This window comes from Paenibacillus rhizoryzae, assembly GCF_059686995.1.
The window spans coordinates 225,080-251,758 of the sequence record NZ_JCAALT010000006.1; the positions used below are offsets into that span (position 1 = coordinate 225,080).

28 protein-coding genes are annotated in these 26,679 nt (G+C 52.2%); 7 read left to right on the top strand and 21 right to left on the bottom strand.

Going from position 1 to position 26,679, the window contains the following annotated elements; all coding sequences use genetic code 11:
* Positions 1 to 295 precede the first annotated feature (295 nt).
* Positions 296 to 1,234, bottom strand: coding sequence for an aldo/keto reductase family protein (locus AC6ESO_RS19095; RefSeq protein ID WP_497092737.1), 939 nt, complete (start codon positions 1,232 to 1,234; stop codon positions 296 to 298).
* A gap of 172 nt (positions 1,235 to 1,406) precedes the next feature.
* Between AC6ESO_RS19095 and AC6ESO_RS19100 the strand changes: the two genes are divergently transcribed.
* Positions 1,407 to 1,739, top strand: a complete 333-nt coding sequence (locus AC6ESO_RS19100) for a winged helix-turn-helix transcriptional regulator (protein WP_494820882.1) — start codon at positions 1,407 to 1,409, stop codon at positions 1,737 to 1,739.
* 79 nt (positions 1,740 to 1,818) lie between these two features.
* Here AC6ESO_RS19100 and AC6ESO_RS19105 read toward each other — a convergent pair whose 3' ends face one another.
* From AC6ESO_RS19105 to AC6ESO_RS19115, 3 genes are all read right to left on the bottom strand, one after another.
* Complete coding sequence (locus tag AC6ESO_RS19105; protein ID WP_497092738.1) at positions 1,819 to 2,838, bottom strand: HD-GYP domain-containing protein; 1,020 nt, start codon at positions 2,836 to 2,838, stop codon at positions 1,819 to 1,821.
* Positions 2,839 to 3,039: 201 nt separating this feature from the next.
* A complete protein-coding gene (locus AC6ESO_RS19110; RefSeq protein ID WP_494820884.1) occupies positions 3,040 to 3,627 on the bottom strand; it encodes a sigma-70 family RNA polymerase sigma factor in 588 nt (195 codons plus the stop codon).
* 95 nt (positions 3,628 to 3,722) lie between these two features.
* Positions 3,723 to 4,856, bottom strand: coding sequence for a glycerate kinase (locus tag AC6ESO_RS19115; RefSeq protein WP_497092739.1), 1,134 nt, complete (start codon positions 4,854 to 4,856; stop codon positions 3,723 to 3,725).
* A gap of 106 nt (positions 4,857 to 4,962) precedes the next feature.
* Here AC6ESO_RS19115 and AC6ESO_RS19120 point away from each other — a divergent pair, with 106 nt between their 5' ends.
* On the top strand, positions 4,963 to 5,667 hold the full coding sequence (locus AC6ESO_RS19120) for a Dph6-related ATP pyrophosphatase (protein WP_497092740.1): 705 nt from the start codon (positions 4,963 to 4,965) through the stop codon (positions 5,665 to 5,667).
* Between the two features lie 540 nt (positions 5,668 to 6,207).
* On the opposite strand, the gene AC6ESO_RS19125 is transcribed toward AC6ESO_RS19120, so the two are convergent.
* Both AC6ESO_RS19125 and AC6ESO_RS19130 read right to left on the bottom strand, forming a co-directional pair.
* Entirely contained in the window at positions 6,208 to 7,416 is a 1,209-nt protein-coding gene (locus tag AC6ESO_RS19125) for a stalk domain-containing protein (RefSeq protein WP_497092741.1), read from the bottom strand.
* A gap of 107 nt (positions 7,417 to 7,523) precedes the next feature.
* Entirely contained in the window at positions 7,524 to 8,138 is a 615-nt protein-coding gene (locus tag AC6ESO_RS19130) for a phosphatase PAP2 family protein (RefSeq protein ID WP_497092742.1), read from the bottom strand.
* A gap of 116 nt (positions 8,139 to 8,254) precedes the next feature.
* Here AC6ESO_RS19130 and AC6ESO_RS19135 point away from each other — a divergent pair, with 116 nt between their 5' ends.
* On the top strand, positions 8,255 to 9,127 hold the full coding sequence (locus AC6ESO_RS19135; RefSeq protein ID WP_497092743.1) for an SDR family oxidoreductase: 873 nt from the start codon (positions 8,255 to 8,257) through the stop codon (positions 9,125 to 9,127).
* Between the two features lie 15 nt (positions 9,128 to 9,142).
* Here the strand turns inward: AC6ESO_RS19135 and AC6ESO_RS19140 are convergent, their stop codons facing one another.
* The 4 genes from AC6ESO_RS19140 to AC6ESO_RS19155 all read right to left on the bottom strand — a co-directional run bounded on the left by AC6ESO_RS19140 (position 9,143) and on the right by AC6ESO_RS19155 (position 12,970).
* Positions 9,143 to 9,997, bottom strand: a complete 855-nt coding sequence (locus tag AC6ESO_RS19140; RefSeq protein ID WP_497092744.1) for a protein phosphatase 2C domain-containing protein — start codon at positions 9,995 to 9,997, stop codon at positions 9,143 to 9,145.
* Between the two features lie 166 nt (positions 9,998 to 10,163).
* Entirely contained in the window at positions 10,164 to 10,439 is a 276-nt protein-coding gene (locus AC6ESO_RS19145) for a DUF6171 family protein (protein WP_497092745.1), read from the bottom strand.
* 5 nt (positions 10,440 to 10,444) lie between these two features.
* A complete protein-coding gene (locus AC6ESO_RS19150) occupies positions 10,445 to 11,941 on the bottom strand; it encodes an alpha-N-arabinofuranosidase (protein WP_497092746.1) in 1,497 nt (498 codons plus the stop codon).
* A 117-nt stretch (positions 11,942 to 12,058) separates the two neighbouring features.
* Positions 12,059 to 12,970, bottom strand: coding sequence for a sugar phosphate isomerase/epimerase (locus AC6ESO_RS19155; protein ID WP_497092747.1), 912 nt, complete (start codon positions 12,968 to 12,970; stop codon positions 12,059 to 12,061).
* A gap of 99 nt (positions 12,971 to 13,069) precedes the next feature.
* On the opposite strand from AC6ESO_RS19155, the gene AC6ESO_RS19160 reads away from it, so the two are divergent.
* From AC6ESO_RS19160 to AC6ESO_RS19175, 4 genes are all read left to right on the top strand, one after another.
* Positions 13,070 to 13,393 (top strand): hypothetical protein, encoded by a 324-nt coding sequence (locus AC6ESO_RS19160; RefSeq protein ID WP_497092748.1) that lies wholly within the window; start codon positions 13,070 to 13,072, stop codon positions 13,391 to 13,393.
* A 99-nt stretch (positions 13,394 to 13,492) separates the two neighbouring features.
* On the top strand, positions 13,493 to 13,849 hold the full coding sequence (locus tag AC6ESO_RS19165) for a YmaF family protein (protein WP_497092749.1): 357 nt from the start codon (positions 13,493 to 13,495) through the stop codon (positions 13,847 to 13,849).
* Between the two features lie 167 nt (positions 13,850 to 14,016).
* Entirely contained in the window at positions 14,017 to 14,754 is a 738-nt protein-coding gene (locus AC6ESO_RS19170; protein WP_497092750.1) for an MOSC domain-containing protein, read from the top strand.
* Between the two features lie 114 nt (positions 14,755 to 14,868).
* Entirely contained in the window at positions 14,869 to 15,687 is an 819-nt protein-coding gene (locus AC6ESO_RS19175; RefSeq protein ID WP_497092751.1) for a MerR family transcriptional regulator, read from the top strand.
* A 162-nt stretch (positions 15,688 to 15,849) separates the two neighbouring features.
* Here AC6ESO_RS19175 and AC6ESO_RS19180 read toward each other — a convergent pair whose 3' ends face one another.
* From AC6ESO_RS19180 to AC6ESO_RS19230, 11 genes are all read right to left on the bottom strand, one after another.
* Positions 15,850 to 16,632, bottom strand: coding sequence for an ABC transporter permease (locus AC6ESO_RS19180; protein ID WP_497092752.1), 783 nt, complete (start codon positions 16,630 to 16,632; stop codon positions 15,850 to 15,852).
* Between the two features lie 9 nt (positions 16,633 to 16,641).
* Complete coding sequence (locus AC6ESO_RS19185; RefSeq protein WP_497092753.1) at positions 16,642 to 17,451, bottom strand: ABC transporter permease; 810 nt, start codon at positions 17,449 to 17,451, stop codon at positions 16,642 to 16,644.
* The gene (locus AC6ESO_RS19190) at positions 17,448 to 18,425 is read right to left on the bottom strand and encodes an ATP-binding cassette domain-containing protein (protein WP_494820900.1); all 978 of its coding nucleotides are present in this window, start codon (positions 18,423 to 18,425) and stop codon (positions 17,448 to 17,450) included. The genes AC6ESO_RS19185 and AC6ESO_RS19190 overlap by 4 nt, the downstream gene beginning before the upstream one ends.
* Before the next feature lie 105 nt (positions 18,426 to 18,530).
* Positions 18,531 to 19,064, bottom strand: a complete 534-nt coding sequence (locus AC6ESO_RS19195) for a GNAT family N-acetyltransferase (protein WP_497092754.1) — start codon at positions 19,062 to 19,064, stop codon at positions 18,531 to 18,533.
* Between the two features lie 185 nt (positions 19,065 to 19,249).
* Positions 19,250 to 20,323, bottom strand: coding sequence for an ABC transporter substrate-binding protein (locus AC6ESO_RS19200; protein WP_497092755.1), 1,074 nt, complete (start codon positions 20,321 to 20,323; stop codon positions 19,250 to 19,252).
* Positions 20,320 to 21,144: an ABC transporter permease gene (locus AC6ESO_RS19205; protein WP_497092756.1), complete on the bottom strand. Its 825-nt coding sequence runs from the start codon at positions 21,142 to 21,144 to the stop codon at positions 20,320 to 20,322. The genes AC6ESO_RS19200 and AC6ESO_RS19205 overlap by 4 nt, the downstream gene beginning before the upstream one ends.
* A gap of 8 nt (positions 21,145 to 21,152) precedes the next feature.
* Complete coding sequence (locus AC6ESO_RS19210; RefSeq protein ID WP_497092757.1) at positions 21,153 to 21,998, bottom strand: ABC transporter permease; 846 nt, start codon at positions 21,996 to 21,998, stop codon at positions 21,153 to 21,155.
* Complete coding sequence (locus AC6ESO_RS19215) at positions 21,995 to 23,095, bottom strand: ABC transporter ATP-binding protein (protein WP_497092758.1); 1,101 nt, start codon at positions 23,093 to 23,095, stop codon at positions 21,995 to 21,997. The genes AC6ESO_RS19210 and AC6ESO_RS19215 overlap by 4 nt, the downstream gene beginning before the upstream one ends.
* A gap of 77 nt (positions 23,096 to 23,172) precedes the next feature.
* Positions 23,173 to 24,633, bottom strand: coding sequence for an ABC transporter substrate-binding protein (locus AC6ESO_RS19220; protein ID WP_497092759.1), 1,461 nt, complete (start codon positions 24,631 to 24,633; stop codon positions 23,173 to 23,175).
* A 29-nt stretch (positions 24,634 to 24,662) separates the two neighbouring features.
* Positions 24,663 to 25,775, bottom strand: a complete 1,113-nt coding sequence (locus AC6ESO_RS19225) for an efflux RND transporter periplasmic adaptor subunit (RefSeq protein WP_497092760.1) — start codon at positions 25,773 to 25,775, stop codon at positions 24,663 to 24,665.
* A 13-nt stretch (positions 25,776 to 25,788) separates the two neighbouring features.
* Positions 25,789 to 26,667 carry a carbohydrate ABC transporter permease gene (locus tag AC6ESO_RS19230; RefSeq protein WP_497092761.1) on the bottom strand — a complete coding sequence of 293 codons (879 nt, stop codon included), beginning with the start codon at positions 26,665 to 26,667 and terminating at the stop codon, positions 25,789 to 25,791.
* Positions 26,668 to 26,679 lie beyond the last annotated feature (12 nt).

Below are 26,679 nucleotides of genomic sequence, written 5' to 3' on the forward strand. Positions count from 1 at the left end.
CGGGTTCGCCTGCGAGAGTTCCATTCTGCGACTCTCACCGACGAGACTGGGCGAGATCAAGGGTTTTTCGATGCTGAGAGTTCGATTTCGAGACTCTCAGCTGCTTTTTCTCGCGGTTTCGCCTGTGAGAGTTCCATTCTGCGACTCTCACAGGCGCTATCGTCGTATCAAAAACCACCGATAGCGATATAGCCACTATCAGCTAATCTGCAGCTTCGGAGCACTGTTACAGCATTTACCGTTGAGAGCGGCAATAAAAAAGCCGGACCAGCAAAGCCGGTCCGGCCGCAACAACCTATCCCAAAATCGTTTCAATCCGTGCCAGCACGTCTTCCGACAGCTTGATGCCGGAAGCGGCTACGTTCTCGACGACCTGCTCCGGACGGCTTGCGCCTACTAAGGCACTTGCTACGTTCGGTTGGCGCAGAATCCATGCGAGCGCCAGTTGGCCGGTCGTAATCTCGAGCTCGCCCGCGATTTCGGACAAGGCGCGTACTTTTGCAAGCTTCTCGTCCGTGATGCCTTTGCGCATCCAATCGAGTTTCGCTGCACGGCTGCCCTCCGGCAGGTCTGCTGCGGATGTGTATTTGCCCGTTAGCAACCCTTGCGCAAGCGGCGAGAAGACCACTTGACCGATGCCGTTCTTCTCCCCGTAAGGGATGACTTCTTTCTCGATATAACGCTCGAACATGTTGTAGATCGGCTGGCTTACTACGATACGGTCGAGCAAATAACGGTCAGCCGTTCCTAAAGCATCTGCCATTTGCGATGCGGTCCACTCGCTGACACCTGCATACAGCACCTTGCCGGAGCGGATCAGATCGTCGATCGCGCGCAGCGTCTCTTGCAGCGGCGTTTCCGGATCATAACGGTGGCAATAGAAAATATCTACATAATCCGTATTCAGACGCTTCAAGCTGGCATTCGCCTGCTCGATCACATGCTTGCGGGACAAGCCGCGGTCATTCGGGCCGTCACCCATTGGCCAGAACGCTTTGGTAGCAAGCACATAAGATTCACGAGGGAACTGCTTAATCGTTTCGCCGAGCAATACTTCCGCAGCACCACGCTCGTACACATTCGCAGTATCGAAGAAATTAACGCCAAGCTCGTACGCCTTCTCGATCGCTTTTACCGCATTCTCACGTTCAACATAACCGCCATATGTAAGCCAGCTTCCCAAGCTGACTTCGCTCACCTTTAGTCCACTGCCGCCTAGTCTTCTAAAATTCATTTCTCCAACCTCCTAAAGATAATTGCAGTTGCCTGCATGCGCTGTCAAACCGACGCACCCCCTATTCTACTCATATCATTATAGATTTTAAAGTAGTGAAATATTTGTCATTATATTATACTTAATATACATACTATACTTTATGTAACTAATTAAAACGGAGGATTACCTGATGTCTGTAAACAATTATGTCCCGAAGGTACCAGCCGAAATCGCCTGCAATATTGAGAGAACACTGGATGTTATCGGCGGAAAATGGGCCTTTCTTGTCCTGCGCGAGCTATTCTGCGAGAAGCGCCGTTTTGGCGAGCTGCAGCGGTTGATCCCCTCGGTTAGTCCGCGAGCGCTGACGAGTACGCTTCGTCACTTGGAGGGACAAGGCGTGCTTGAGCGCCATGTATTCCCTACTGTTCCGGTAACTGTTGAATATTCGCTGACGCCTAAGGGCGTCGATCTGCATCAAATTTTGCATGAAATGAAGCTATGGGCTGCCAAGTGGACCTAATCTCCGGCACAAAGAAAAAGAGCAGGGACATCACATCATGACGTGAACCCTGCTCTTGCTATGTCTCGAACCCTAACTGCTACAGTCCGATAATCTGTTTGATTTGCAGCTGGCGCTCCGCGGACAAATCCACGAACTCTTCTCCGATCCGCACGAGCGGCGCTTCCTCGTCATGCGGATTAATAAATACGATCTCGCCGACGCGGTCATCTGTAAGCACGACTTTCTGGCCGATCATTTTGGTCGTAATATTATCCAGGAAAACCGATACGATATGCGGGTCCAACTGCCCGAAATAGCCTTCGCGAAGCTGGCGAACCACCTCGTAAAATGGCAATGCTTTATGATAGGGGCGATCGGAGGACATCGCATGGAAGATATCCGCCACCGCAACGATTTTGCTGAAACTATCGATTTTATCCGAGGTTAGTCCGAGCGGATATCCTCTGCCGTCTTCGCGCTCATGATGCTGAAGCGCAACTAACGCAGCGCGGTAGCTGATGCCTTTTGTTTTCTTCAATATTTCATAGCCGTAAATGGTATGTTTCTTCACGACCTCGAATTCTGCCTCTGTCAGCTTGCCTGGTTTATTAATAATTTCCGGCGGAATTTTCACTTTACCTACATCATGCAGGGTTGCCGCAAGCGTAAGCGCTGTCAATTCATCTTCTTTAAGATTCAGCCATTTGCCGATCATCGTCGCCAGCACGCCAACACCGATGTTGTGCTGATACGTATAACCCCCCTGCGCCTTGACCGCCTCGAACAACTCAAAAATATTCGGATGGCTGGCCACGCTCTTAACAGCGGGAATAATATTGTTCTGCAGCTCGTCCATCGGAACCTTGCCTGTTTCCCAAATCGAGTTATACATTTCCTTGGCCCGGTTCGATACCTGGCTCACAGCGGAATGGGGGGCACTCGGCTTTGCCGTCTTCGTCGGTTCCACTACGTCAAAGATAACGGAAATATGATCGATTTTGTGCTTCTCCAGTAGGACCAAGTGCTCTTCTTGCAGCATGATGTTAGCAGGCAGCACGGTGACACCAAATGCATTTACGACTTCATTTTTTAAGGTTTTCCCCAAATAGTTTCGCATAGCGCCTCCAACAAAAGTCGTACTTGTTCCTTTTTTCCAAGGTAAATGTTTACTGTTTACTCTACTGTACCATGATGATGCAGCCATTGTCCTATGGTATTGTTTTACAGACCGTAATAATGATTCAAAAGAACTACTCCAAACGCCAAAAAGAGCCTCTTTCTCTACCAAGAGGCCCATTTTTTATCTGGTCAAAATCATTTACAACTCGCCGGTCATCAATGCCGTTGTCCACCGGTCTACCATATAGGGAAGTGCGGGCGGGCTTTTACGCTTGCCGGCCCGACTGCGAGGAGAAGTAGTCGTCGGCTCTTGCTGGGTTCCGCGCTTACGGAGCGTGGATTTGGAGCGGTGCAGCACCATTTTGACAGCCGGAACCGTACATTGCAGCTCATCGGCAATGTCTTGGTAGGAATAATCGAACACCTCTGCGAGCAGCAGCATCTCCATCTCGCGGGCGGACAGATGCTCTGTTACCCACTCCAGCGTCCCGCGAATGTTGGCGTAGTTGTTATCGTAATACGGCAGCTGAAGCGCCTCATCGATCGGAACGGTTATGCCGCGTCGTCTGCGATGTGCGTCAATATGCACGTTGCGGGCGATTTTGTACAGCAGCGACCTAGGGTGACGAAGAATGCCGGTATCCCGATAATGCTTGAATGCCCGAAGCAGCGCCTCCTGCAGCAGATCCTCCGATTCCCATTTGGATGCGGTCAAATAATAACAATATGTCCGCACATGCCGGAGATGCGGCTTGATTGCTTCTTCGAACTCGGTCCACGGCTTCATGCTATCTGGTCTCCCTCCTGCTTTTGTCCTGTTTCACTGATCCTGACCCTCAGTCTAACAGGCCATTGTGAACATGATGTGAAAAAGAGGAGAAATCAAAATGAATTTTTTAAAAGTCCGAACAGCTGAGCGGCGCAAGCCTCTGCCCACTCGGCCGTATGCGCCATCGCCTCTTCTAAGCTGCATGGGCCGGGAACGATGGAGAATGCACTCACCTTCCCCAGCTTACTAAGCTCGTCCATCGCCAACACCCGCAGCCCGCACAAAATAATAACCGGAACGCCAAGCGGCCCCGCAGCTTTGCACACCCCTGCCGCAACCTTTCCGGATAACGTCTGCTCGTCCAGCTTGCCTTCACCGGTAATGATGTAATCGGCGTCCTTCGCCGCTGCCGCAAACCCGCTTGCTTCCATAACCACCTCAATGCCGGGGCGGACCACTGCATTCATGAATCCGGCAATCCCAGCACCCATACCTCCGGCAGCACCGCCGCCCGGGAGGGTTAGCACATCGATTCCGCGCGTGGCGCGGATCTGCTCGGCGAATAGACGCAGCCCCTCATCGAGGACCGCAACCATCTCCGGCGTTGCCCCTTTCTGCGGGCCGAAGATAGCCGATGCGCCTTGCGGACCGCACAGCGGATTGGTGACGTCGCTAGCGATCGTGACCTGCGATTCCGCTAGACGCGGATCCAGCCCGGCGGCATCCAGCTCCGCGAGCTTGCTCAGCGCACCGCCGCCTTCGGCGAGGGGCTGTCCCTTCGCGTCTTGCAGCTGCAGACCCAGCGCTCGCAGCATGCCGGCGCCTCCATCATTGGTCGCACTGCCGCCAAGGCCGATAATGAATTTGCGATAGCCCTGATCGAGTGCATGCTTGATCAGCTCGCCTGTGCCGCGGCTTGATGTCAGCAGCGGCTGTCTCTCTTCTGCGGTTAGCAGCGGGAGACCTGATGCCTGGGCCATTTCAATAATCACGGTCTCGCCATCGCCTAGTACGCCATAGGCGGCTGCCATGGCGCGACCAAGCGGGTCTGTCGCTTCTGCCTCAATCCGCTTGCCGCCGGTAGCGTGCACGAGGTTGTCCATAATGCCTTCTCCGCCATCGGCCATCGGCAGCTCCAGCAGCTCTGCCTCCGGCATGACGGACCGAATGCCCTGGGCAATGGCTTGGCACAGCTCCCTTGCCGATGCGGAGCCTTTGAATGAATCGGGTGCAATGACAACTTTCATCTCATTATCTACTCCCGTCGAATATTTCTATGTTATTTATTATAGCTCCAATTATCCTATATAATTTGTTCTACATCACTACAATTCATAACGGGGAATGATCACGATGGAAGAAATGAAGGATTGGAAGAATGGCATGAAAGTCGGACATCGATTTATTGCCTCTTTCAGCGGCGGCAAGGACAGCGCGCTAGCTTTATATAAAGCGATGCAGGTTGGTGAAGCGATCGGCCTTATCGTGATGCTGGAGGAAGAAGGAAAACGTTCCAGATCCCATGGTATGCCACCCGAGCTTATACGCGCCCAAGCGGATTCGATCGGACTGCCCCTCTATACTGCGGCTGCGAGCTGGACTGATTATGAGCAAGCTTTTATCGGCCTATTGGTACAAGCCAAGGAACGCGGAGCCGAGGTGCTCGTGACAGGCGACTTGGAAATGACGGATTATGGCTGCTGGCAGGACGAAGTTTCGGCGAAGGCGGGATTACAGCTTGGCATGCCGCTTTGGCAAATGGATCATCTAGAAACCGTAGAAACGTTCATCAATCTCGGTTTCCTATCGATCGTGGTGACCGTCAACTTATCGCTCGGTATGCGAGAATCCGATCTCGGACGCATGCTGGACCATGAGTTTGTAAAAGAGCTCCTCGAACGCGGCATCGACCCTTGCGGAGAAGGCGGCGAATTTCACACAACCGTGCTGGACGGGCCAATCTTCAAGTCGCCAATTCCGGTTCGCAAATGTGAAATCGTGCGGCATGGCGATTACGCCTTCCTGCCTCTGGAGCTGGATCGGAACGAACCAGCTTAGGGCTAAACGGTGGGCGAATGCTCTGGGAGCTACACATTCGCTGGATTCGCCAACTAACTGCTGATGTGTGGCTCTGGGAGCTACACATTCGCTGGATTCACCAACCAACTGCCGATGTGTTGCTCTCGGAGCTATACATTCGCTGGATTCGCCAACTAACTGCTGATGTGTGACTCTGGGAGCTACACATTCGCTGAATTTGCCAACAAACTGCTGATGTGTTGCTCTCGGAGCTACACATTCGCTGGATTCGCCAACAAACTGCAGATGTGTGGCTCCAGGAGCTACACATTCGCTGGATTCACCAACTAATTGCTGATGTGTTGCTCTGGGAGCTACTTTTCGGGGTATCCCGCCATTGAGCAGTAACTGCTACCTCTCTTGTGTCCCCGGTAACTGCTACCTCTCTTGTATCCTCTCCCCCGCTCCAACGCCAATATGCGGTAACTGCTACCCTTCCCCTGTGCATACAAAAAAAGACCGCCTCAAAAGTGGGTAAGCACACTTTTGAGACGGTCCTCTAACTATCCAATTTAAACGCTACTCTTCCGTTTCGTTCATATCGTTGTACAGCTCGTTGCTGCCCGGCATGAGCAGCCACTTATTGTCCACCTTTTTCAGGTTGTACAAGTTGATCGATTTGATCGGCATCATCTCGCCATCGATGGTCACTTCAAACGTGTGCAGCGTCAGAAGGAGCCCCTTGTCACCGTTTAATTCAACGATGGCATTCTTCTCCAGGCTCATCTTCAAGCTGGTTTCGGTGTCCTTGAACAATTCATCCATAGAAGCAACATCTTCCTCGAAGCCGTCCGCTCCGGGCACCAGTGTCGCTTTGTACGCGTTCAGGTCTTTCGCATTTACAGCCGCAGCGTTTGCGGCAATCAGTGCCGAAATAGCGGCCTTGTCCGCTTCAGGCGCTGCGATTTCTTGCTTCCACAGGCCATCGAGATCGAGCACTTGATGGGAGATCTGCTCTGCATCGTAGATCGCCCATTTGCCGTTCTCTTTGTGAAGCGTGTACAGCATCTCATTCTCCACATCCGCAAAGAAGCCGTCTCCGCCTACTTTAACCGATTGCTCTACCGTGTACACAACGGCTTCAACCGATGAATAGGAGTCGATTGTTTTCTCGCTGAAAGTCGTCTTCGTGTGAACTTTCGCGAACGTTTCCTGCACGGAATCGCGGATTAAATCACGAACCGGAGACTCGGAGTGGAAAACCGCCATATAAGCTGCCGCATCTTGTGCATCCTCTGCCGCAGTCAGCTTGTCGAGCACGCCAAACACTTCTGCCTGCTGCTGCGCGGTTGGCCCTTTATCCACGATCGTAACGATTTTCTTCACGCCGTCCCAGTTGACCGTTTTGTCCGATAGTGTCGCGATGAAGCGTACACCAACCATTGTACGGCCGTTCAGCAGCTTCATTTCGCCATTGACCGGGACCTTCTTACCGTCAACCAATGCCGTCGTACCGCTCGGTTTCATCTCAATGCTGCGAACGGCCGACTTTGCTTTGATCAGCTTCGTCGAAGCGTTGTAATCAATGGAATAGCCCAGCTTCGTAAATAGCGTACGGAATTCCACGTAGGTTTTACCACTCTGTAGTACAGGCGGTGTGGGGAAGATGACCCACTCGCCATTTAGTTTCACTTTGATGTCGGTACCTCCGCTTGCCGCGGAAGCGGTTCCCGCCAAAGACGCGAATACGACGATAATTGCCAGAACTACACTTAACAAACGTTTCATAAGTAACCTCACTTTCATTCTCTCCTATTGGATAACATGCCTAATAATAGTATACGAGAGAGATATCGACTTACAACGCTCCAAATGTTAACTTTAGCGCGCGTTAACTACTTGCTTGTATGTGCCCAGCCTCGGAACAACCGGATGCACAATGCCACCCAGCATGCGCTTATCCAATACCCTGCCAGAATATCAGACGGATAATGAACGCCGAGATAGATACGGCATAAGCCAATGCTGATCATCATCGCTGCACTGAAGATTAAGAGCGCAATGCGCCATCTTCTCCGGTGAATGTGACGCCACAGTAAATAAGTAAGTAGAGAATAGAACGTGAACGCCGCCATCGAGTGGCCGCTCGGATAACTGAATCCTTGCTGCTCAACGAGCCGGTGAATATCCGGACGTGCACGCTTATAAACAGCCTTCAGCAGCTCGTTCAACAGCGTTGAGCCTAGCATGCCGCCTAGGAGCAAGACCAGCTCCTTCCGATGCTTTAATAGAAAGAATAAGAGAACGGCAACGAGCAGAACCAACGGTATCATCGTGGAGGACGAGCCGATTTTGGATAACACTTTTGCGATGGAGGTCAGCGTATCGTTCTCCTGCCCTTGCACCGCGGAAATAATGGCTTCATCGAACTGCTTCAGCTTGTCCCGGGATACAAGCATCGACAGCCCCTGAAACCCTACAATTGCGAGAATAAACAAAATCAACCACATAACGAAATTAACCTCCGTATTTACAAAATGAAACTGACCGTCTTTGTCAGTCATGACAGGGTAGAATATATAGAAACACCCAACAAATTCGACCCATTAAAGGAGAAGATACCCGAATGAGACCACTGGATGGAAAAATAGCCGTCGTCGCAGGAGCGACAAGAGGCGCCGGACGCGGCATTGCGATCGCACTCGGCCGCGCAGGCGCGACCGTCTATGTGACAGGCCGCAGCGTCCGAGGCAGCTTGTCAGACATGGGCCGCAGCGAAACCATAGAAGAAACGGCAGAGCTTGTGACTGCAGCAGGCGGCAAAGGCATCCCCGTCCGCTGCGACTATACAGTGGAGGACGATGTCCGCGCGCTATACGCCCGTGTTGACATGGAGCAGCAGGGCCGACTGGATATCCAAGTGAACGATATTTGGGGCGGCGATCCTCTCACGGTATGGCATGAGCCATTCTGGGAGCATTCGCTGCATAACGGTCTGCTAATTCAGCAGCGCGGTGTCCATACGCATATGATGGCGAGCTACTACGCCGCACCGCTGATGGTCGCCCATGGCTCCGGCGGGCTGATTATCGAAATCACCGACGGCTACGATTACCGGTACCGCGGCAATCTCTACTATAGTCTGGCGAAGATTTCCGTCATTCATCTGGCGCAAGCGATGGCAGCAGACCTTCGCCCGCATAATATTGCGGCGGTTGCTTTAACGCCCGGCTTCCTTCGTTCAGAGGCGATGCTGGATCACTTCGGCGTGCAGGAAAGCAATTGGCGGGACGCTGCTGCGAAGGATCCCCATTTTCTCCAATCGGAAACGCCCGCTCTTGTCGGTCAAGCTGCCGCTGCACTCGCATCCGATCCGAAGGTGCTTGAGCGAAGCGGCCAAGCTTTGACCTCGTGGGACTTGTCCGAGGAATACGGCTTCGCTGATGCAGACGGCAGTCGGCCGCACTGGGGCCGTTATGCCGCTAAGCACGGCTTCTAATCGAAGTCGAAGCAGCTATAGTTCGATCCAGATTGCGCTTTTATCATCGGATTTCTTCACGCGCGGGAAACGCGTGCAATCCGGATCGGTCTCTTCAAGCTCCGTCAGCCACTCGATATAGCGGGGCAGCCCCATTTCTCGGACAAGCGATGCAATCTCAGCGGCGCTATCCTTGTCCGGCTCTCCCGGAGGCTTAGGTATGTAGAGGCCATCGGTAAAGAGCAGCAGCGATTTCACATTCGTCCGGCTGATTCGGCCGAATTCCGCGTAATCACTAAACGTCGGGTCACCGTTAATAACGCCGTATCCGCCAAGCGTGTTTGCCACTTCGCGCCCCTCTATAATAACCGGCTTACTGTGCTCCCAGAGGGCTTCACGAGTCGTTAGACCTGCCGCGACGCCTTCTGCCCAGACCGCTTTGGTCCGGTCATCCACATGTGCCAATTGATCGTTCGTAATGATACGTATCGAACCGTCCTTGTAATAAACGGCCAGCATACAATCGCCTAGTTGGGCAAAATCAATCCATTTAGGCTGCACTCGTACCAAGGCTGCACAAGCATTCCACACGGATTCTTTCTGCTCCGGCGATATCCCCGCTTCTACCATTGCTGCCCGCAGCGAGGTATTGGCATGGGTGAGCAGATTCATCAGCATATCCGAAGCTGCCTCTTCAGCCGCAGCTTCATTGCATGTCCGAGCCACCAGCTGCGCAGCTAGGTAGCCGCCGCTTTCCCCACCTGGCCCTTTGTACGGGACAAGTGAAGTTGCTCCATCTATAACGCCGAACAGCTGGAGCTCATCATTGCGAATAATAGCATCCTCATTCCAAGGGCTTACCCCTTTTACCGATACTGAAGTGAGTTCCATAATCGTTCGACCTCTCCTTTTGAGATAGATTCGCTCGTAATTGCCGGCAGTAGATTTTAGCATAAGATAGACGCCGGATAAAGGCAATGCGATTTCATACCTAGGGGATAAAATAAAGAGAAGACCCGAACCGGCTCCCATTGCAGCCGACTCGGGTCTTCTTGTTTCATTGCCATCTCGAACCGCTTGGATGCGGACATCCCTTCGCCGCGAGCTTCGCTCGAACCTTCACGAAGCAGCCGCAATGCGCGCAGGTTGTGCCGTATTGAAGGGACGCGCACCCTTCACAATTCGAGAGTCTGCGCTCATACTGCGCGTCCGGGACACAATCGCCGGGATGCAGCGCAAGCTTGCTTAGAATCCGCTGCAGCTGCGCTTCCTCCACATGCACGGATGCACTGCAGCCTTTGCAGCCTTCCTGTCTCTGCGTGTCAGCTCCCATGCGCATTAGCCCGCACGAAGCACCGCTACTGAAGCAGGCGGCAGCGTCACGCGAATCGTACCGTCTTCATGCTGCTCGATCGCCGTCAGCACCGAAGGAGTTACCTCTTCCGGCTGCTCTACGGTATTATGAGCGTTTAACGCACTGCCTTGCAGCACGGTTCCGCTGAGCGACAGCGCGTCGATATTTTGCTGCGTCAGTCCTCTCAGCTCTAAAATGATTTCCGCCGGCTCATCATGGCTCAGATTACAAAGGCTGGCGTGGATCACCCCATCCTTGCCGCGGGAAGCGGACACGCTCGTTTGCGGAATCGAAGCACCGTTCAGGCTGTAAGATGCCGCTTGATGATGGATATCGAGCGCTTCTGCATCATGGTGGACTTTGAACATGTCGAAGACATGGTAAGTCGGCGTAACCGTCATCCGTGCGCCTTCCGTCAGAATGACGGATTGCAGCACATTGACGGTCTGAGCGATGTTCGCCATCCGCACCCGGTCACAGTGATTATGGAAAATATGCAGCGTAGCTGCCGCGACAAGCGCATCGCGCATCGTATTTTGCTGATAGAGGAAGCCCGGGTTCGTGCCCGGCTCTACATCGTACCAAGTGCCCCATTCGTCCACGATGAGACTGATTCGTTTCTGAGGGTCGTATTTATCCATAATGGTGCTGTGTTTCTGAACGAGCTCGTCCATCACAAGCGCTTTGCGCAGCGTTTCGAACCATTCCGATGTTTCGAAGTCCGTAGCTGATCCCTTCTGCTGCCAGTTATGCGGAATCGTATAATAGTGGAGCGTCAAACCATCCATGAAACGCGCCGCATCCCGCATCAGCACTTCCGTCCAATTGTAATCGAAATCGCTGGCGCCGCACGCGATGCGGAAGATTTTGTTATCGCCGTAGTTGCGCACGTAGGTTTGATAGCGCCTGTAGAGATCCGCATAATATTCCGGCCGCATATTGCCGCCGCAGCCCCAGTTCTCGTTGCCCACGCCAAAATAGCTAACCTTCCAAGGCTCCTCGCGTCCATTGGCCTGCCGCTCATTCGCCATCGGCGACTCTCCGTCGAAAGTCATATATTCGACCCACTCCTGCATTTCCTGGACCGTTCCGCTGCCTACATTGCCATTGATATAAGGCTCGCAGCCGAGCAGCTCGCAGAGCAGCAGAAACTCATGCGTGCCAAAATGGTTGTTCTCCACGACACCGCCCCAGTGGGTGTTGATCATCCGTTTACGCGTCTCCCGAGGCCCGATTCCGTCTCGCCAGTGATATTCATCGGCAAAGCAACCGCCCGGCCAGCGCAGCACAGGCAGGTTTAATTGGCGAAGCGCTTCCAACACATCATTGCGAATCCCCTGCGTATTGGGAATATCCGAATCCTCGCCTACCCAAATGCCTTCATAAATACAGCGGCCCAAATGCTCGGAGAAATGGCCGTAAATATTGCGGTTAATGCTGCCTTTGCTGCGGTCTGCGTTGATGATTGTACGGTTCGTCATGCGGATAGACATCTCCTTATGGATTAATTAAATTATTAATCAAGTAACAAAATAACAATTCATCTTTATTCCATTAAACAATAAGTCGCTCCGCATTTCAATGTATTTATTATTCGGTTAGGTGAAAGACCGCAGCAAGTCCTCTACCCAGTTGTAGCATGCTGACAGCTCCTCAGCGCTCACTTGTTCCGATCGATGCTCGAACATGATTTTCACATTCGGATTATGTCTCCCGATGATTCGCATATAATCCTCGATCGGTGCCCAGTCCTCGCTTGGATCTAAATGCGGCAAGACCGGATGCCGCGTTTGCTTGCGTTCACCGCTCTCCGTTATGCGCAAGGTCGACAAATGAATCGTCTCCGCATAGCCGGCATACCGTTCAATAACGGCTCTGGCATCGAAGGCAGGGTCCATCCTCTCCTGTATGTACAGCCTCGCTGTGTCGAGACAAAGCTTGATGTTGTTATGCTTCTCGAGCAATTGCTCCAAACAATCCGTTTCCGTCACGTACCTGTTCAGCGCATCCAGCTCCAACACCGGTGTAAACTGGTACTCCCGCCCTTTACGCGCCAGCCACTCGAACAGCACTTCGCTTCTCTCCTGAAACGGTTCGAATGGGTATGCGGACTCGAATTCATATTCGCTGCGATCCGCAAAATGCCATCGTCCCCAATCCACCCGATCATCTAAGATAACGGGCTTGGGATAATGGAATAACACATAGCTGGGCTGAATCGTCGTTGTCATCAACTCGAGCTCATGCTGAACCCGCGCGAAAGCTTGCCGCCTTACGGCTTCGTCCTTTGCAAGGAACAGGGCATCCCGTACATGCGAACTGCCTGCTCGCAGCGGGAAATGAACGCCGATCCGGAAATCGTCTTGTTTCGATTGGCATTGGAGCCTTTCGATATCGGAATCCTTTTGAAATAAACAAGCCTCGATTCCGTAGAAGCCCTCTCTAAAATCTCTCCGATATTTCGCTTCATCAAAGCCCCCATATTGCCCGATCAAGAAATTGTGCCGCATCCTCTTCCCCTCTCCCGCTTCTCCTTCGAACCCATGTCCGAACGTTCCGCTTTCTATTCTCATATACTATTCTATTAAACAAGTAAGTAGGTGATAAACATGGCTATCATTCCGTTTATTGTTGAAAATGAGGATAGAGTCTTTCAAACCTTTGACGTGCGTGTGTTTAACTACGGCACTGATCCTGTTAGTTTGCAGCTTGAGGTGTCGTTTGCACTGAATTCGTCAGATGGCCCTTCCGCGCAGCAGCTTTACGTGCTTCGCACGGTTGAACTCGCAGGCGGTCAGCTGTTCACCTTTGCTAATATTTTTGCAGACTTCGACGTCATGACAGGCAAGCTGATAACTTGGGATTTAAGCGAAAATAATATTACGTTTAACGTCAGTCCTGATTTCCCTGTGTTTCCGCCTCCTTTCGGGTAACCTCTGCTACACCGCTGTATAACAGTAGATGCCCAACACCTCCGGCCGCTTTAATTAATAGCATGTGGAGAAGTCACCTTACCAAGGGAGGCGGAACATATGCAGAAGAAACGAACCTTTAAGAGAGCAACTACCTGCAGGCGCGCACAAAAGCACGACCATGAATTCGAGGGCAGCACCAAATTGGCTGAAGAAGGCGACGATCGCCACAACCATCGATTCGCAGGCGTAACCGGCCAAGCGATTAAATCCGGAGACAGCCACGTGCATGAGATCGATTTGACGAGAACCGATTTCTTCGGCCATTTCCACAAGTTAAAGAAGATCACGACCGGCCCCGCAATTCCCGTCGGAAACGGCAAGCATGTTCATTTTGTAATGGGAAAAACAACCCTGGCTGATGGTCACGTCCATCGATTTAACTTTGCCACCTTAATTAATGCGCCGCTCAAATAATGAAGATGTAGGCTGTCCCAAACGTCTGCCTATGACGACTGGGACAGCTTTTGCTATGCTTCCGGAGTTGCAGGATTGTGACAGAATGCTCGCGCCAGTCTATAATGGACACAATTGGGAATACATATGGCATACCTAAATAACGCTGATGAAGAGAGGCTTTTTCCGTGACGCAAACTCGTATTGGAACCATTACCGCAATCCATCGCTTTCCCGTTAAATCCTTGGGAGGAGAAGCGCTCCAAAGCAGCCGCATAGAGAGCTACGGCTTGTACGGGGATCGCTCGCACGCCTTCATCGATGAGACGAAGGAAGGCTGGGATCAATATTTCACGGCCAGAACCGCACCTGCCATGCTGCACTATAGAGCTGCATTGGCGGTTGGCGCGGAAACAGCGGACCATTTTGCCGGATTGCGAATTACGGCGCCGGATGGTCGTTCCCTGCAATGGAACGATGACTTGCTGCAAGAAATTCAACCGTTCTCTAAGCAAAAACTGAGCCTGCTCGCACATACGCCGCAATCGCTCGATCTGCTTGCAGTCGATGCCGCGAGCATCCTCATTATTACGGATTCCTCGCTTCGCAAGCTCGAAGCGATGTGGGGGAAACCGCTCGACCCGCTCCGTTTCCGGGCGAATCTGCTTGTGACCTTGGATGACAATGCGCCGGATGAATACGAATGGCTGAGCAAGCAGCTGTCGGTCGGAAGCGCGCGGCTGCAGGTGGATCTGTTCTGCGATCGCTGCTCGTTGATTACGATCGATCCCGAGACGCTTGAGCGCGATGCTTCATTGCTGCGGACCGTGAATGAGCAGTTGAAGCTCAATTTTGGCGTTTATGCGTCGGTGAAGCAAACAGGACAGGTGCAGGTTGGGGATGCGGTATATTTGGCGGCGGAGTAGGCGTCTACCTTCCGATGAACGTGGAAGGCAGCTCCATAGGAGAAGTTTGTGGCTTGCGTATAACGCAGCGTCATAGTCTATGATCGTTCTCAATACGAGAGGAGGACATCCGTGGTGAGCAGCCATTTGTATCGCACAAGCGAATTCGCTAAGAAAGCATCTGTTTCTGTGAGAACGCTGCGGTTCTACGATAAGAAAGGCATCCTATCTCCTTCCGCTCATACGGAAGCGGGACATCGGCTGTATACGGACGAGGATCTGACGCAGCTACAACAGGTTCTCGCGTTGAAGTTTCTTGGCTTCTCTTTGGACGAGATTAAGGCCCTCAGGCAGCGGCAAGGACGGGCTGACGACGCCTCGTCTGCTTCGCTGGCTCGCGCGCTTGCCGCGCAGAAGCAGATGGTGTTGGAGCGCCGAGCTCAGCTTGACTCCGTTATCGCCGCGATTGAAGAGACAGAGAAGCTGGTTGCTGCCGGTGAGCCAAATGTGGAGGCGATCGCTCATGTGATCGCGCTCATGCAGACGGAGCTGAAGCCGACATGGGTGCATGCCTATTTGACTCCGGAGGAGCTGCATACGGTGCAGGATATCGCTGCGAAGTCGTACTCGAAGGAGACGCTGCAGCGGCTGGCCAGGCAGCCTTTCGCGGAGGAGTCTTTCCGCAGCTACAGGCAATTTAGGGCCGAGCTGGAACGGCTCATCTCAGCCGGCGCGGATCCGACCGGTCCGGAGGCTGTCGCGCTGGCGCAGCAGTTGACGGCGCTGAACAATCGCCGTTCGCAGGGCGATCCCGCCATCGCGGCCGGGATGAAGCGGGCTTGGGCGGCGTTGAATGCCCTGCCCGCGGAGCAGCAGCCGCAGCTGTACGCGCTCTCCGCCGAGGAGCAGGCTTTCATCAAGGAAGCCTGCATCGCGATGTACCGGCAGCCGTAGCAGCTTTCACTGAATTGGGCTCATGTGCGGTTACCAGCACCGCTCTTGCGACCTTTCCCTTCAAAATAAGCCCATGTGCGGTACCCTGTACCGTTCATGGGCTTATTTCCTCGTTCTTCGGCGCGCCGCCGGGCACCTTTTAGGCTACCTCTTCTTGCGCACTTACGACCCCGTCGACCGATAATGCCGTACGCCGACGCGCCATACGAGCAGGCAGGGCACGAGGAACAAGAACCCCGCCAGCGGCACCATCGCGTATAGCGGGTGATTGCCGCCTTCTCTGCCCAGAATGTACAGCAGCGGCAGGTAGTTTACGCAGCCGAATGGGATGACGAAGGTGAACAACCGCTTCACCCATTTGTGATAGATATTCAGCGGGTACTGCGTCATTTCGCGTCCGCCGTCCGTGAAGATATTGGCAATCTCCAGCCCCTGCACCGTCCAGAAGCTGATGGAAGCAGCGAGGATAAAGATGCCCGTGAAGATGACGATCCCGCTGACCACCATCAATACCAACGTGGTTACCTTCAGCAGCGTCCAGTCCACTTCGATATTGCCTGCAGCCCAGATTAACACGACACCGCTCAGCAGCAGCCGGCCAATTCGGGCGAACTCGAACCGAGAGCCGAATACTTGGATGACCGTGCCCCGGGGACGAACCAGCAAGCGGTCGAAATCCCCGCTCACGACCAGGCTGGAGAATGTATCAAATCCTCGGCCAAAACATTCCGTAAACGAGAAAGCCATCTGCGTCACGGCAAAACAAAGCACGACCTCATACAAATTCCACCCTTTGAGCTGGCCGAACTGCTCGAACATAAAGTACACTCCGGCGAACGTTGTAAACGGGGTTAGACATTGACCCAGCGTCAGCAGCAGGAAGGATACCCGGTACTGCATCTCCGATTTAAGGATGATTTTCATATATTTCAAATATAAGCTCATGACGCCTCCTCACCCTCCCTGCACAACGACGCGCCGAAGCGAGCGGTTCATGGTGAATTTGCCGAATGCGACTAACGCGATCAGCCAAGCCGTTTGCATAGCCAGCCCCTTCAAAGCATCCAGCTTCGCGATATCACCCGTAAATACGCGGAATGGGAAATCTACCGTCCAGTGGAATGGCAGCAAATAGACAATCTCTTGCATCCACCCCGGCATAAGCGGAATCGGCACGATCATCCCCGCCAGAAAATCCCCGAAAACGCTAAAAATCAACAAGGAACCGCCCGGTGACATCGTAACAAATACCGATATGTAGATGAGCATCGAGATGGCAACGACCATCAGCATACTTATAACCAAAACCGCAAGGAAGATCAGAAAGGTAAGCCAATCCGGAGGAAGCTCAAGCCGGTAAGGCCGAGGCAAGAAAACCGTGACTAGCAGAATAGGAGAACATCTTAACAGCGCGCTCGACAATCGTTGTGCAAGCAGCTTGGCGTACCAGAAGTTATAAATACTGCTGGGCCTGCACAATTCATAAGCAATGTTGCCGCTCTTGATGAGCGAGAACAGCTCGTTATCTCGCAGCCATAACATCACCAGAGCGAGAAAAGCTTGCCTCAGCCAGGTGTAGGTGATCACTTGGGACAGTGTCATAGGAGGTTCTTGCCCGGTGGAATGCGCGTAGAAGGCTTCAAAAATCATAATAAACATAAACCCGAAGAAAAATTGCGTGCCGATTCCGGCCAATGCCGCCGCTCGATATTGCAGCCCGGTGGTGATTCGCAGCTTGAATACGGACATGTACGCCCTCATCATAGCTGATACTCCTTATACATCTGCACGATGATGTCTTCAATCGGCTGCGTTTCGATCGCCACATCCAGCAGCTCAACCTGTGCGGACAGCTGCGCGATCGCCTCCGAGATCATCACCTGCTCCGTATCTACGCTGAGGATCGCCCGTTCCGGCGTCCAAGACAGGAGCGATACGCCGGGAATGGCAATAGGACGGCTGTTCTCATGATAATCGGCGGTTATCGTTCGTTTCGTGCCGAATCGGCTGCGAAGCCCCTGCACATTGCCATCGTAGAGCAGCGTTCCTTTTCCGATCAGCAGAATCCGACTGGCCAGCGCTTCGATATCGTTCATATCATGCGTGGTCAGAATGACGGTAACACCCTTCTCTTTGTTGATCGTCTTAATGAATTGACGCACCGCGATCTTCGAAACGGCATCGAGCCCAATTGTCGGTTCATCCAAGAACAAGATGCTTGGGCTGTGCAGCAGCGAGGCGGCGATTTCACAGCGCATTCGCTGCCCCAAGCTGAGCTGTCGCACCGGTGTGTACAGAATGCTTCCCAGGTCCAGCGTTTCGGTAAGCAGCGTAAGTGTCTCGCGGTACTGTGCTTGCGGAACGTTGTAGATATCGCGCAGCAGATCGAATGATTCGATGACGGGGACATCCCACCACAGCTGGGAGCGCTGTCCGAACACGACGCCGATGTTCTTCACGTACTTGACCCGATCCTCCCACGGGGTAAATCCCTTAATTACACAGGAGCCTCGGTCAGGTACGAGAATGCCGCTCATGATCTTGATCGTGGTCGATTTTCCGGCACCGTTTGGCCCGATGTACCCGACGATTTCACCCGGAGGAATGTGGAACGAAATATTTTGCAGCGCTTCAACGGCCGTGTATTCCCGGTGGAATAACGATTTGAGCGCATGGCCAACACCTGATTGCCGCTTGGCGACCAGGAATGTCTTACTGATTCCTTCTACGGTTATCACGTACCGATACCTCCAGAAATTGAAGATTTTAGAAAAGCGACAGGGAGAAGATAGTATCATTACGTGGTTAAAATTGTCAACAGAAATATGTAAAAGCGTTGTCCATCAGTACAAACTGGAGATGTGGTAGAGAACATGCTTAAGTAATGGACTGCTCGCTTCAATTTTAGGGTGATCAAACGACTTAATGAACCGCATTCCGATTTTCTGCATGACCTGACTGGAAGGTTTGTTGATATCCGCCGTAAAGCTGTAAACGTCGCTGAATCCCAGCTGCCTAAATCCGTAATCCAGACAGGCTTTCGCCCCCTCGGTCGCGTAGCCTTTGCCCCAAGCCTCCTTCTTCAGCCGCCATCCAATTTCAATACACGGTGTAAAATCCGACTCAAATGTCGCAAGGTGGAAGCCAATAAATCCGATAAAGTCATTCGTTTCTTTCACTTCCACGGCATATAACCCAAATCCGCACTCCGCAAACTCAGACACTATGGCGTTGTAGAACACCTTCGTTTCATCCGCCGATAAGGTTTTCGGAAAATACCTCATCACCTCTCCGTCCGCATTCAGCTCGGCAAATGGTACCAGGTCCGCCTCTGTCCAGTCGCGCAATCGCAGTCTCTCCGTCTCCAAATAAATCATCTCGCACCTCCGCAAGAAAGCCCGCTCGCAGCTGCGAACGGACTTCCAGTTCTCATTTGATCTTAAAGCACCGGCCCGTATGCCACGCCTGTCAGCGAGATCGGTCCGATCACGGACGCGCCGGCTTTCAATACGATCCGATAATTAGGTGGCAGCGGGTCCGCATACTTCTGCTGATTTTATGGCTATTTCCGGTGCATCTTAAACTCCAGGAACAGCTCGTTGTAGTGGGAGAGCATTTTTTTGCCCAAATTCTTGTAGACCTCTAGCTTGGCAGTAAGCTCCGGTTTCGGATAGAACCGCTCATCCGAGGAGATCTCCTCGGGCAGGAACTCCATGGCCTTCTCGTTTGGCGTCGAATAGCCGACATACTCCGCATTCTGCGCAGCATGCTCGGGGTCCAGCATGAAGTTAATAAACTGATGGGCGCCTTCGATATTCCTCGCCGTCTTCGGAATGACCATGTTATCGAACCATAGGTTCGAGCCTTCCTCCGGCACCACATAAGTGAGCTTCTCATTCTCGCCGATAATTTCCGATGCGTCACCGGACCACACGACACCAACCGCTGCTTCCTCATTGGCCAGCAGCAGTTTGATTTCGTCGCCCACGATGGCTTTCACATTCGGCGTCAGCTTCTCCAGCTTCGCTTTCGCTTCCTGCAGATGGTCCTCATTCGTATCGTTCAGTGAATAATGCAGACTGTTCAGCCCGAAGCCAATGACTTCACGCGCCCCGTCCACGAGCAGAATTTGATTGCGCAAGCTAGGGTCCCACAGATCATCCCAGCTCTTGAAATCCAGCCCCTTCATCAGCTCCGTGTTATACACAATCCCGACCGTTCCCCAGAAATACGGGATCGAATAGGCATTGTCCGGATCAAAGGAGAGATTCATGAAACGCGGGTTAATATACTTCAGATTCGGCAGCTTCGACTTGTCAACCGGCAGAAGCAGATCTTCTTCTTTCATTTTGCTGATGGCATATTCGGAGGGCACGCTGATATCGAAGGTTGTGCCGCCTTGTTCGATTTTGGTCATCATCGCTTCGTTGGAATCGAAGGTTTGATAGATGACTTTAATGCCGGTCTCCTCTTCAAAAGCAGCCACCAGATCCGGGTCGATATAATCGCCCCAATTGTAGATCGTAAGCGTATTGTCGCCGGAGTAGCCCTGCGACGAGTTGAGCGCCGAAGCGCCGTACATTAAGGCAAAAGCAAGCACAAGCACGACGAGCAGCATCCGAACGAGCGATTTCATTTGTTAGGAAGCCCCCAATCCGTGCGGCGGTCGCCGCGCCCCGAAACTTGCCCGCGGCGGTTGATGAAATAGTAGCCGACGACAAGCAGCATCGTGAAGACGAAGATCAGCGTCGACAGCGCATTGATAGACAACGATACGCCTTGTCGAGCTCTAGAGTAGATCTCAACCGATAATGTCGTGAATCCGTTACCCGTGACGAAGAACGTGACGGCGAAATCGTCGAGCGAATACGTCAGGGCCATGAAGAACCCCGCGAAAATGCCGGACTTGATAAACGGCAGTACCACCTTTGACAGCACATCCCATTCGGTTGCGCCAAGGTCGCGAGCGGCATCAAGCAGCGAAGAGCTCATTTCCTCCAGCTTCGGCAGCACCATGATAACGACGATCGGTACGCTGAATGCAATATGGGAAATCAGCACCGAAGCAAAACCGAGCTTAATGCCGAGTATCGTAAACAGGATCAAGAAGGACGCCCCGATAATAACGTCAGGACTGACGATAAGCACATTGTTGAGCGACAGCAGCGCATTCTGATTCTTCCGCTTGCGCAGCCGGTGGATGGCAATAGCACCAATTACGCCAAGAATCGTTGAAATCACGGCGCTTAGCAGTGCAATGACCAGCGTATTGAGCAGAATGATTAGCAACCGCGTATCGGCGAACACTTCCTTGTACCAATCCAGCGTAAACCCATCAAATCCGTGCATCGTCCCCCCGCTGTTAAACGAGTAATAGGACAAGTAGAAGATCGGCGCATACAAGATGATGAAGATGAGCCAGAGATAGACATTCGAGAGCTTCAGTTTACGATTCATCGTTTGTCCTACCTCCTGCTTCTGTTGCGATTGCCGGTTAAGATCATAATAACCGCCATCGCAATGATGAGAAATACAGCTATTGTGGCACCCATGCCCCAATCCTGCGTCACGAGAAAATGCTGTTCAATCGCCGTTCCGAGCGTAATGACGCGGTTTCCTGCGATAAGCCGCGTAATCATGAAGAGCGACAATGCAGGAATAAACACAGCCTGACAGCCGGATTTCACGCCGCTTAACGTAAGCGGGAAGATGACCCGGCGGAAGGTCGTCCATGGCGATGCGCCAAGATCGCGAGATGCATCCACGAGCGAGGGGTTCAGCTCCTCAAGCGCATTGAATACGGGCAGAATCATGAACGGAATGAAGATATAGACCGATACGAAAATAAAGCTGAAATCCGTAAACAAGATTTGCTGATTCCCGATGCCGATCAGCTCGAGGATCGCGTTGACGGCTCCATAGGTTCCGAACAAGCCGATAAATGCATAGGTCTTGAGCAGCAAGTTGATCCAGCTGGGCAGAATGATCAGCAGCAGCCAAAGCTGTTTATGTTTGGTGCGGGTTAACAGATAGGCCGCCGGATAACCGATCAGCAAGGAAAAGAACGTAATTAAGAAAGCGTACCAGAACGAGCTGAACGTCATCTTCATATAGACCGGCGTGAAGAAATGCGCATAGTTGGTGAAGGTGAAGTTGCCTTCCACATCAAAGAGAGAATCGTAGACGATGAGCACGATCGGCGCAACTACGAACAGCAGCATCCACAGCAAATACGGAATGAGGTACATATTGCGAGAACGTGACTGTGCTTGGATCGGTGCGTTTATTTGGGCATGCGCTGCGTTCCTCATGAGTAAGCTTCCAGCCTTCTATCGAACTCTTCCTCGGTCTCGTTGAAGCGCATGACGTGAATGGCTTCCGGGTCGAAGGTCAGCCCGATGGACTCCCCAACCTCCGCTCTGCGCGTCGAGTGAACGAGCCACTTGTTGCCGGCATCATCGATGCACTGAATTTCAAAGTGAACGCCGCGGAACAGCTGCGCTTCTACTTTCACGTTCAGCTTGCCGTCCTCAGGACGGGTAATTTCCAAGTCCTCCGGACGGATGACGATGTCTACCGGTTCATTCCGCTGCAGCCCCTGATCGACGCAGACGAACGATTTTCCCGCAAACTCGACTAGGAAATCCTGCGTCATCTTGCCTGCTACAATGTTCGATTCTCCGATAAAATCAGCCACGAACCGGTTAATTGGCTCATCGTAGATGTCCATCGGCGTACCGCTTTGCTGGATTACCCCTTCGCTAAGCACGAAGATCTCATCCGACATCGCGAGCGCTTCCTCTTGATCATGCGTAACGAAGATGAACGTAATGCCAAGGCGTCGCTGCAGATCGCGCAGCTCCACCTGCATTTCGGTACGAAGCTTAAGATCAAGCGCAGAGAGAGGCTCGTCCAGCAAGATGATTTCGGGACGATTCACAATCGCTCGCGCAATGGCTACCCGCTGCCGCTGGCCGCCTGACATCTCCTTGATTTCACGGTTCTCGTAGCCGACCAGATTGACGAAACGGAGCGCTTCAAGCACCTTCTCCTTGATTTCGGACTGTTTCATTTTCTTAATGCGCAGGCCAAATGCGATGTTCTCGAACACATTCAGATGCGGGAAGAGCGCGTAATCCTGGAACACGGTGTTCACTTGGCGTTTGTTTGCAGGAATATGGTTGATGACTTTCCCGTTAAAATAAATCTTGCCTTCCGTAGGCTCCGTAAATCCGGCAATCAATCGCAGAATCGTCGTTTTACCGCAGCCCGAAGGACCGAGCAGCGTATAGAACTTGCCGCGCTCGATCTCAAAGCTGACGTCCTTCAGCACGGCGGGATCACCCTCGTACTGCTTGGTGACGCCTTGGAATGAAATGATGGCTTCGCTGGCAGGTTGTACATTCATCGTGGCGCTACCTCCTTCATGGATCATATCTTCTACTGGATAGTATAACCAATCGATACGATCACATGAAGCGGTTTTTATTCATTCAAATAAGTCGTAACCCGATTCTGTATCAGTTTAGCGACTGCATCGGCCGTTTTCTGTCCCGTTAAGAACGCTTTGACTTCCTCCGCAATGATTTTCTGGACGGTCGTTTCATAGCCTATATTTCGTAAACTAGCCTCGGACAGCATCTCCCGGAGCATCTTAAGATTTGCATCAGTCGCTTCGGCCGCAGCGCCGCCGCCTTTGGCAGCTACGTTCTTATCGATACCATTCTTCTTCACATCTTCGATCGCCTTTTCATTCACCGCTTTATTCATCGAGAATCCCGAATATCCGGCCGATTGCATCTCTTCGGACAGCAGGAACTTCATAAACTCCCAAGCATCCCTCTTCACTTCCGAATTGGCGTTCATGGCAATTTGATTCGTCACGAGAAACGATATGCCCGATTTTTGATCTGCGGCATGCGGTTTTTGATAGACCCTTCCGTTCTTGTAATACAAGCCAAGTCGTAAGAGATAATCGCTTGGGGACGTCATTAATGAATACGAAAGGCTGCTTTTTGTAAGTGATGGGGTATCGCCGTTTAGCGCCTTCTCACCGTACATCTTCTTTACATCCGTCAGTAAATCGGTGAAGAACGGAGTATCGAACGATGCTTTGCCATTCGCTCCATCGATTAATCGGTTATAGTTGTCGGACACGAGATTGTTGATCATCGCCTCAGGCGGCAAAAAAGCAATGGAGGAAGGTTGTCCGTTCTTGCTTGCCAACTGCTTGCTGATCTCGACGAACTGGCCCCACGTCCAGTTCTTATCATCAATCGTAACGCCGGCTTTCTTGATCGCCTCCGCGTCCCCGTACAAAGCTTCCAAGTAGAATTCAACTGGCATCATATAGAGGCCGCCGTTCATTTTGGAGCCTTCCATAATGTTCATCTGGTATTGCTGCTGATCGAATCCGGCATCCCGCTTCATCCAATCGTCCATGTTTTCGAACGCGCCTTTATTCACGTACTTATCGATGGGCAATTCGACCGTCGTAAACGCGAATAAATCCGCTCCCTTGCCGGACAATACCTCGGTCGTCGTTGACTTGATATATTTCTCCACGTCCGGACCACTTATCATTGCGCTTTTAGGAGCAAATTCTTTAAGTTCAATCGTCGTATTCGGATGCAGCGCCTCGTATTTTTCTTTCGCCTGCTTGTAGATATCGGTAGCGGCAAGTATCGATACGACAATGGTTTTCGGTTTATCGTCCAGCGGCTCAAGCCCTTGAGGGGCAGCGTCGGCATTCGCTGCAGTGCTTGATTCATTGCTTGTATTGCTTTGCGATTGTTGTGCGCCATTTTGCGATGAATTCCCAGAAGCGCTATTGTTGCTATTGTTGCTGCTGTTGCTATTTTTGCTACTGTTGCTGCTGTTTCCATCACATGCCGTTAAGCAAATCAACATGAAACAGCTCACCATTAAGATCAGTGCTTTTTTCATTTTTCATTTCCCTCTTTCTGATTGGATGATCATGATTTCGTCATTACCCGCACCCGAACTCCATCAGTAACGGGTTCACTGCTTTCCACGATAATCGGCGCGTCCGGGAAGATCCCTTGAAGCACGACCGTTTCGAATTCGTTCGAATCGCCGATTTCGATCATAGCCTTGCGCACATGGCTTGTATTGCCGAGAGGCCCTTTTCGCTCCTCGATGACGTAAACGTAAGCTTCGGAGCCTTCCCTATGAATGGCGCTGCTCGGAATCAGGATTCCGCCCGTATCGGCTGACGCAAATTCAAGGTTAAGACGCGCTTGTTCGCCTCCACGCAGCGATTCATGTTTCACGGAAACGACGAGAATCAGCTGGGACTCCTTGGTTTCAATGCCCGCTACAAGGCCAACCATCGCTTCCGCGTTATCCGCTGGCCCGACCTGGATGTCCAGCTTCTGACCAATCTTCAATCGGTCGCCAATGTCGGCAGGTACCTGTACCTGCATTTGATAACCTAGACTGGAGGAAGCCAGTTGAATATCGGGACCGGCGCTCGCAGAAATCATTCCATCCACGGCACCTACTTTCGTCACGATACCGTCGAAGGGAGCTTTCAGCTCGCGATTGTCTGCCAATTCCGCCTTCATGCTGTCCAGCGTTCGGTGCTGGACATCCATCGTAATACGCGCACTCTGGAGATCCCGTTTTGCGCTGCGGATCTGGATCGCATCGCCGCTAGATACGGCCGTAACGTAATGTTCCTGTAAACCTTGAATGGACAATTGCTGCTGCTCCATCTGCGATTTCGCGTCTAAATAACGGTTCTCGGCTTCGCGGCTTTCGTAAACGACCAGCGTCTGTCCCTTCTTAACGCTTTCTCCTGCTTTAATCTTGACGGTCCTTACGATCCACCCCGCCTTGTTCGATAACGCAGCCTCCATGACCGGCTCCAAATTACCGCTTCCGGAATAGCTCCGAACGAACTCCCCTTGCCGTCCGACCGTTGTCCACACCTTCGTTAACGTCATCATTTGCAGCGTATTGCTGAACAGGGTAAGCACGATTAATGCGCCGACAAACAAGGCGGCAAGCAATCGAACCTTTTTCTTCCTGCCCATATTCACTTGCTCGGTATCTTGCCTTTCCACTTGGTGTATCCTCCTACCCTTTAATGCCGGACATCTGAACGCCCTCGATGAAATAAGATTCCGCATTCATAAATAACAGCACCATCGGCAACATATAGAAGACCGACGCCGCGAAGCCTACGCCTTTCGCCTCCTGCTGAACAACGGAGAGATACACCGACAGCGGCTGCTTGAAATCGTCTTCCAGAAAAATAAGCGGTTGCTCGACCATGTTCCAATAATCGACGAACAATAAAACGATGAGCGCCGCGAAGCCCGGTTTGATGAGCGGAACGATGATTTGATGAAAAATGCGAAAATGACCGGCTCCATCCATATAAGCTGCTTCAACGTAAGCATTCGGGATCGACAGCATGAACTGCCTTAGCATGAACACGCCGAAGGCTCCGAAGATACCGGGCAGAATAATGGCACTTGCGCTGTTCAGAAGACCTAGCTTATCGGCAATGATATAGTTCGGTACAAGCGTCACTTGAAACGGCATCAACATGGCCATGAGGTAAACGAAGAACAGCCTGTCCCTCCCCCGAAAGCGAAGTTTCGCAAAGGCATAGGCCGCAAGAGCGCCCACGATAACCTGCCCTGCAATAATGAGCGAGACCATGTAAACCGAGTTCCAGAATAGGTTCAAATAAATCGGCGTCGCGATCAGCACTTTCCCGTACTGTTCGAACGAAACCCAGTCGGGAATGAGCTTCAAATTAACGAATGCGTCCTTACCGCCTGTTGCCGCGTCCGTCATTGTCCCGATCAAATCATAGTTGGAGCCGATTTCATCCTCCGTCATGAGCGAGTTGGTGAACGATACGATAATCGGCAGCAGCATCAGGATCGCGACCAACGCCAGCGGAAGCGTGATTACGCCTCTGGAAATAGAAGCTTTCAGTTTCATTGTTTCTCCCCA

Excerpts from the sequence above, each read along its gene's own strand:
- AC6ESO_RS19135 (WP_497092743.1), top strand. The coding sequence starts at position 8,255 with ATGAGACCACTGGATGGAAAAATAGCCGTCGTCGCAGGAGCGACAAGA.
- AC6ESO_RS19150 (WP_497092746.1), bottom strand. The coding sequence starts at position 11,941 with ATGACGAACCGTACAATCATCAACGCAGACCGCAGCAAAGGCAGCATT.
- AC6ESO_RS19130 (WP_497092742.1), bottom strand. The coding sequence starts at position 8,138 with ATGTGGTTGATTTTGTTTATTCTCGCAATTGTAGGGTTTCAGGGGCTG.
- AC6ESO_RS19215 (WP_497092758.1), bottom strand. The coding sequence starts at position 23,095 with ATGAATGTACAACCTGCCAGCGAAGCCATCATTTCATTCCAAGGCGTC.
- AC6ESO_RS19140 (WP_497092744.1), bottom strand. The coding sequence starts at position 9,997 with ATGGAACTCACTTCAGTATCGGTAAAAGGGGTAAGCCCTTGGAATGAG.
- AC6ESO_RS19110 (WP_494820884.1), bottom strand. The coding sequence starts at position 3,627 with ATGAAGCCGTGGACCGAGTTCGAAGAAGCAATCAAGCCGCATCTCCGG.
- AC6ESO_RS19125 (WP_497092741.1), bottom strand. The coding sequence starts at position 7,416 with ATGAAACGTTTGTTAAGTGTAGTTCTGGCAATTATCGTCGTATTCGCG.
- AC6ESO_RS19220 (WP_497092759.1), bottom strand. The coding sequence starts at position 24,633 with ATGAAAAAAGCACTGATCTTAATGGTGAGCTGTTTCATGTTGATTTGC.
- AC6ESO_RS19095 (WP_497092737.1), bottom strand. The coding sequence starts at position 1,234 with ATGAATTTTAGAAGACTAGGCGGCAGTGGACTAAAGGTGAGCGAAGTC.
- AC6ESO_RS19185 (WP_497092753.1), bottom strand. The coding sequence starts at position 17,451 with ATGATGAGGGCGTACATGTCCGTATTCAAGCTGCGAATCACCACCGGG.
- AC6ESO_RS19155 (WP_497092747.1), bottom strand. The coding sequence starts at position 12,970 with ATGCGGCACAATTTCTTGATCGGGCAATATGGGGGCTTTGATGAAGCG.
- AC6ESO_RS19120 (WP_497092740.1), top strand. The coding sequence starts at position 4,963 with ATGGAAGAAATGAAGGATTGGAAGAATGGCATGAAAGTCGGACATCGA.
- AC6ESO_RS19145 (WP_497092745.1), bottom strand. The coding sequence starts at position 10,439 with ATGGGAGCTGACACGCAGAGACAGGAAGGCTGCAAAGGCTGCAGTGCA.
- AC6ESO_RS19195 (WP_497092754.1), bottom strand. The coding sequence starts at position 19,064 with ATGATTTATTTGGAGACGGAGAGACTGCGATTGCGCGACTGGACAGAG.
- AC6ESO_RS19200 (WP_497092755.1), bottom strand. The coding sequence starts at position 20,323 with ATGAAATCGCTCGTTCGGATGCTGCTCGTCGTGCTTGTGCTTGCTTTT.
- AC6ESO_RS19165 (WP_497092749.1), top strand. The coding sequence starts at position 13,493 with ATGCAGAAGAAACGAACCTTTAAGAGAGCAACTACCTGCAGGCGCGCA.
- AC6ESO_RS19160 (WP_497092748.1), top strand. The coding sequence starts at position 13,070 with ATGGCTATCATTCCGTTTATTGTTGAAAATGAGGATAGAGTCTTTCAA.
- AC6ESO_RS19230 (WP_497092761.1), bottom strand. The coding sequence starts at position 26,667 with ATGAAACTGAAAGCTTCTATTTCCAGAGGCGTAATCACGCTTCCGCTG.
- AC6ESO_RS19105 (WP_497092738.1), bottom strand. The coding sequence starts at position 2,838 with ATGCGAAACTATTTGGGGAAAACCTTAAAAAATGAAGTCGTAAATGCA.
- AC6ESO_RS19100 (WP_494820882.1), top strand. The coding sequence starts at position 1,407 with ATGTCTGTAAACAATTATGTCCCGAAGGTACCAGCCGAAATCGCCTGC.
- AC6ESO_RS19115 (WP_497092739.1), bottom strand. The coding sequence starts at position 4,856 with ATGAAAGTTGTCATTGCACCCGATTCATTCAAAGGCTCCGCATCGGCA.
- AC6ESO_RS19210 (WP_497092757.1), bottom strand. The coding sequence starts at position 21,998 with ATGAGGAACGCAGCGCATGCCCAAATAAACGCACCGATCCAAGCACAG.
- AC6ESO_RS19180 (WP_497092752.1), bottom strand. The coding sequence starts at position 16,632 with ATGAGCTTATATTTGAAATATATGAAAATCATCCTTAAATCGGAGATG.
- AC6ESO_RS19205 (WP_497092756.1), bottom strand. The coding sequence starts at position 21,144 with ATGAATCGTAAACTGAAGCTCTCGAATGTCTATCTCTGGCTCATCTTC.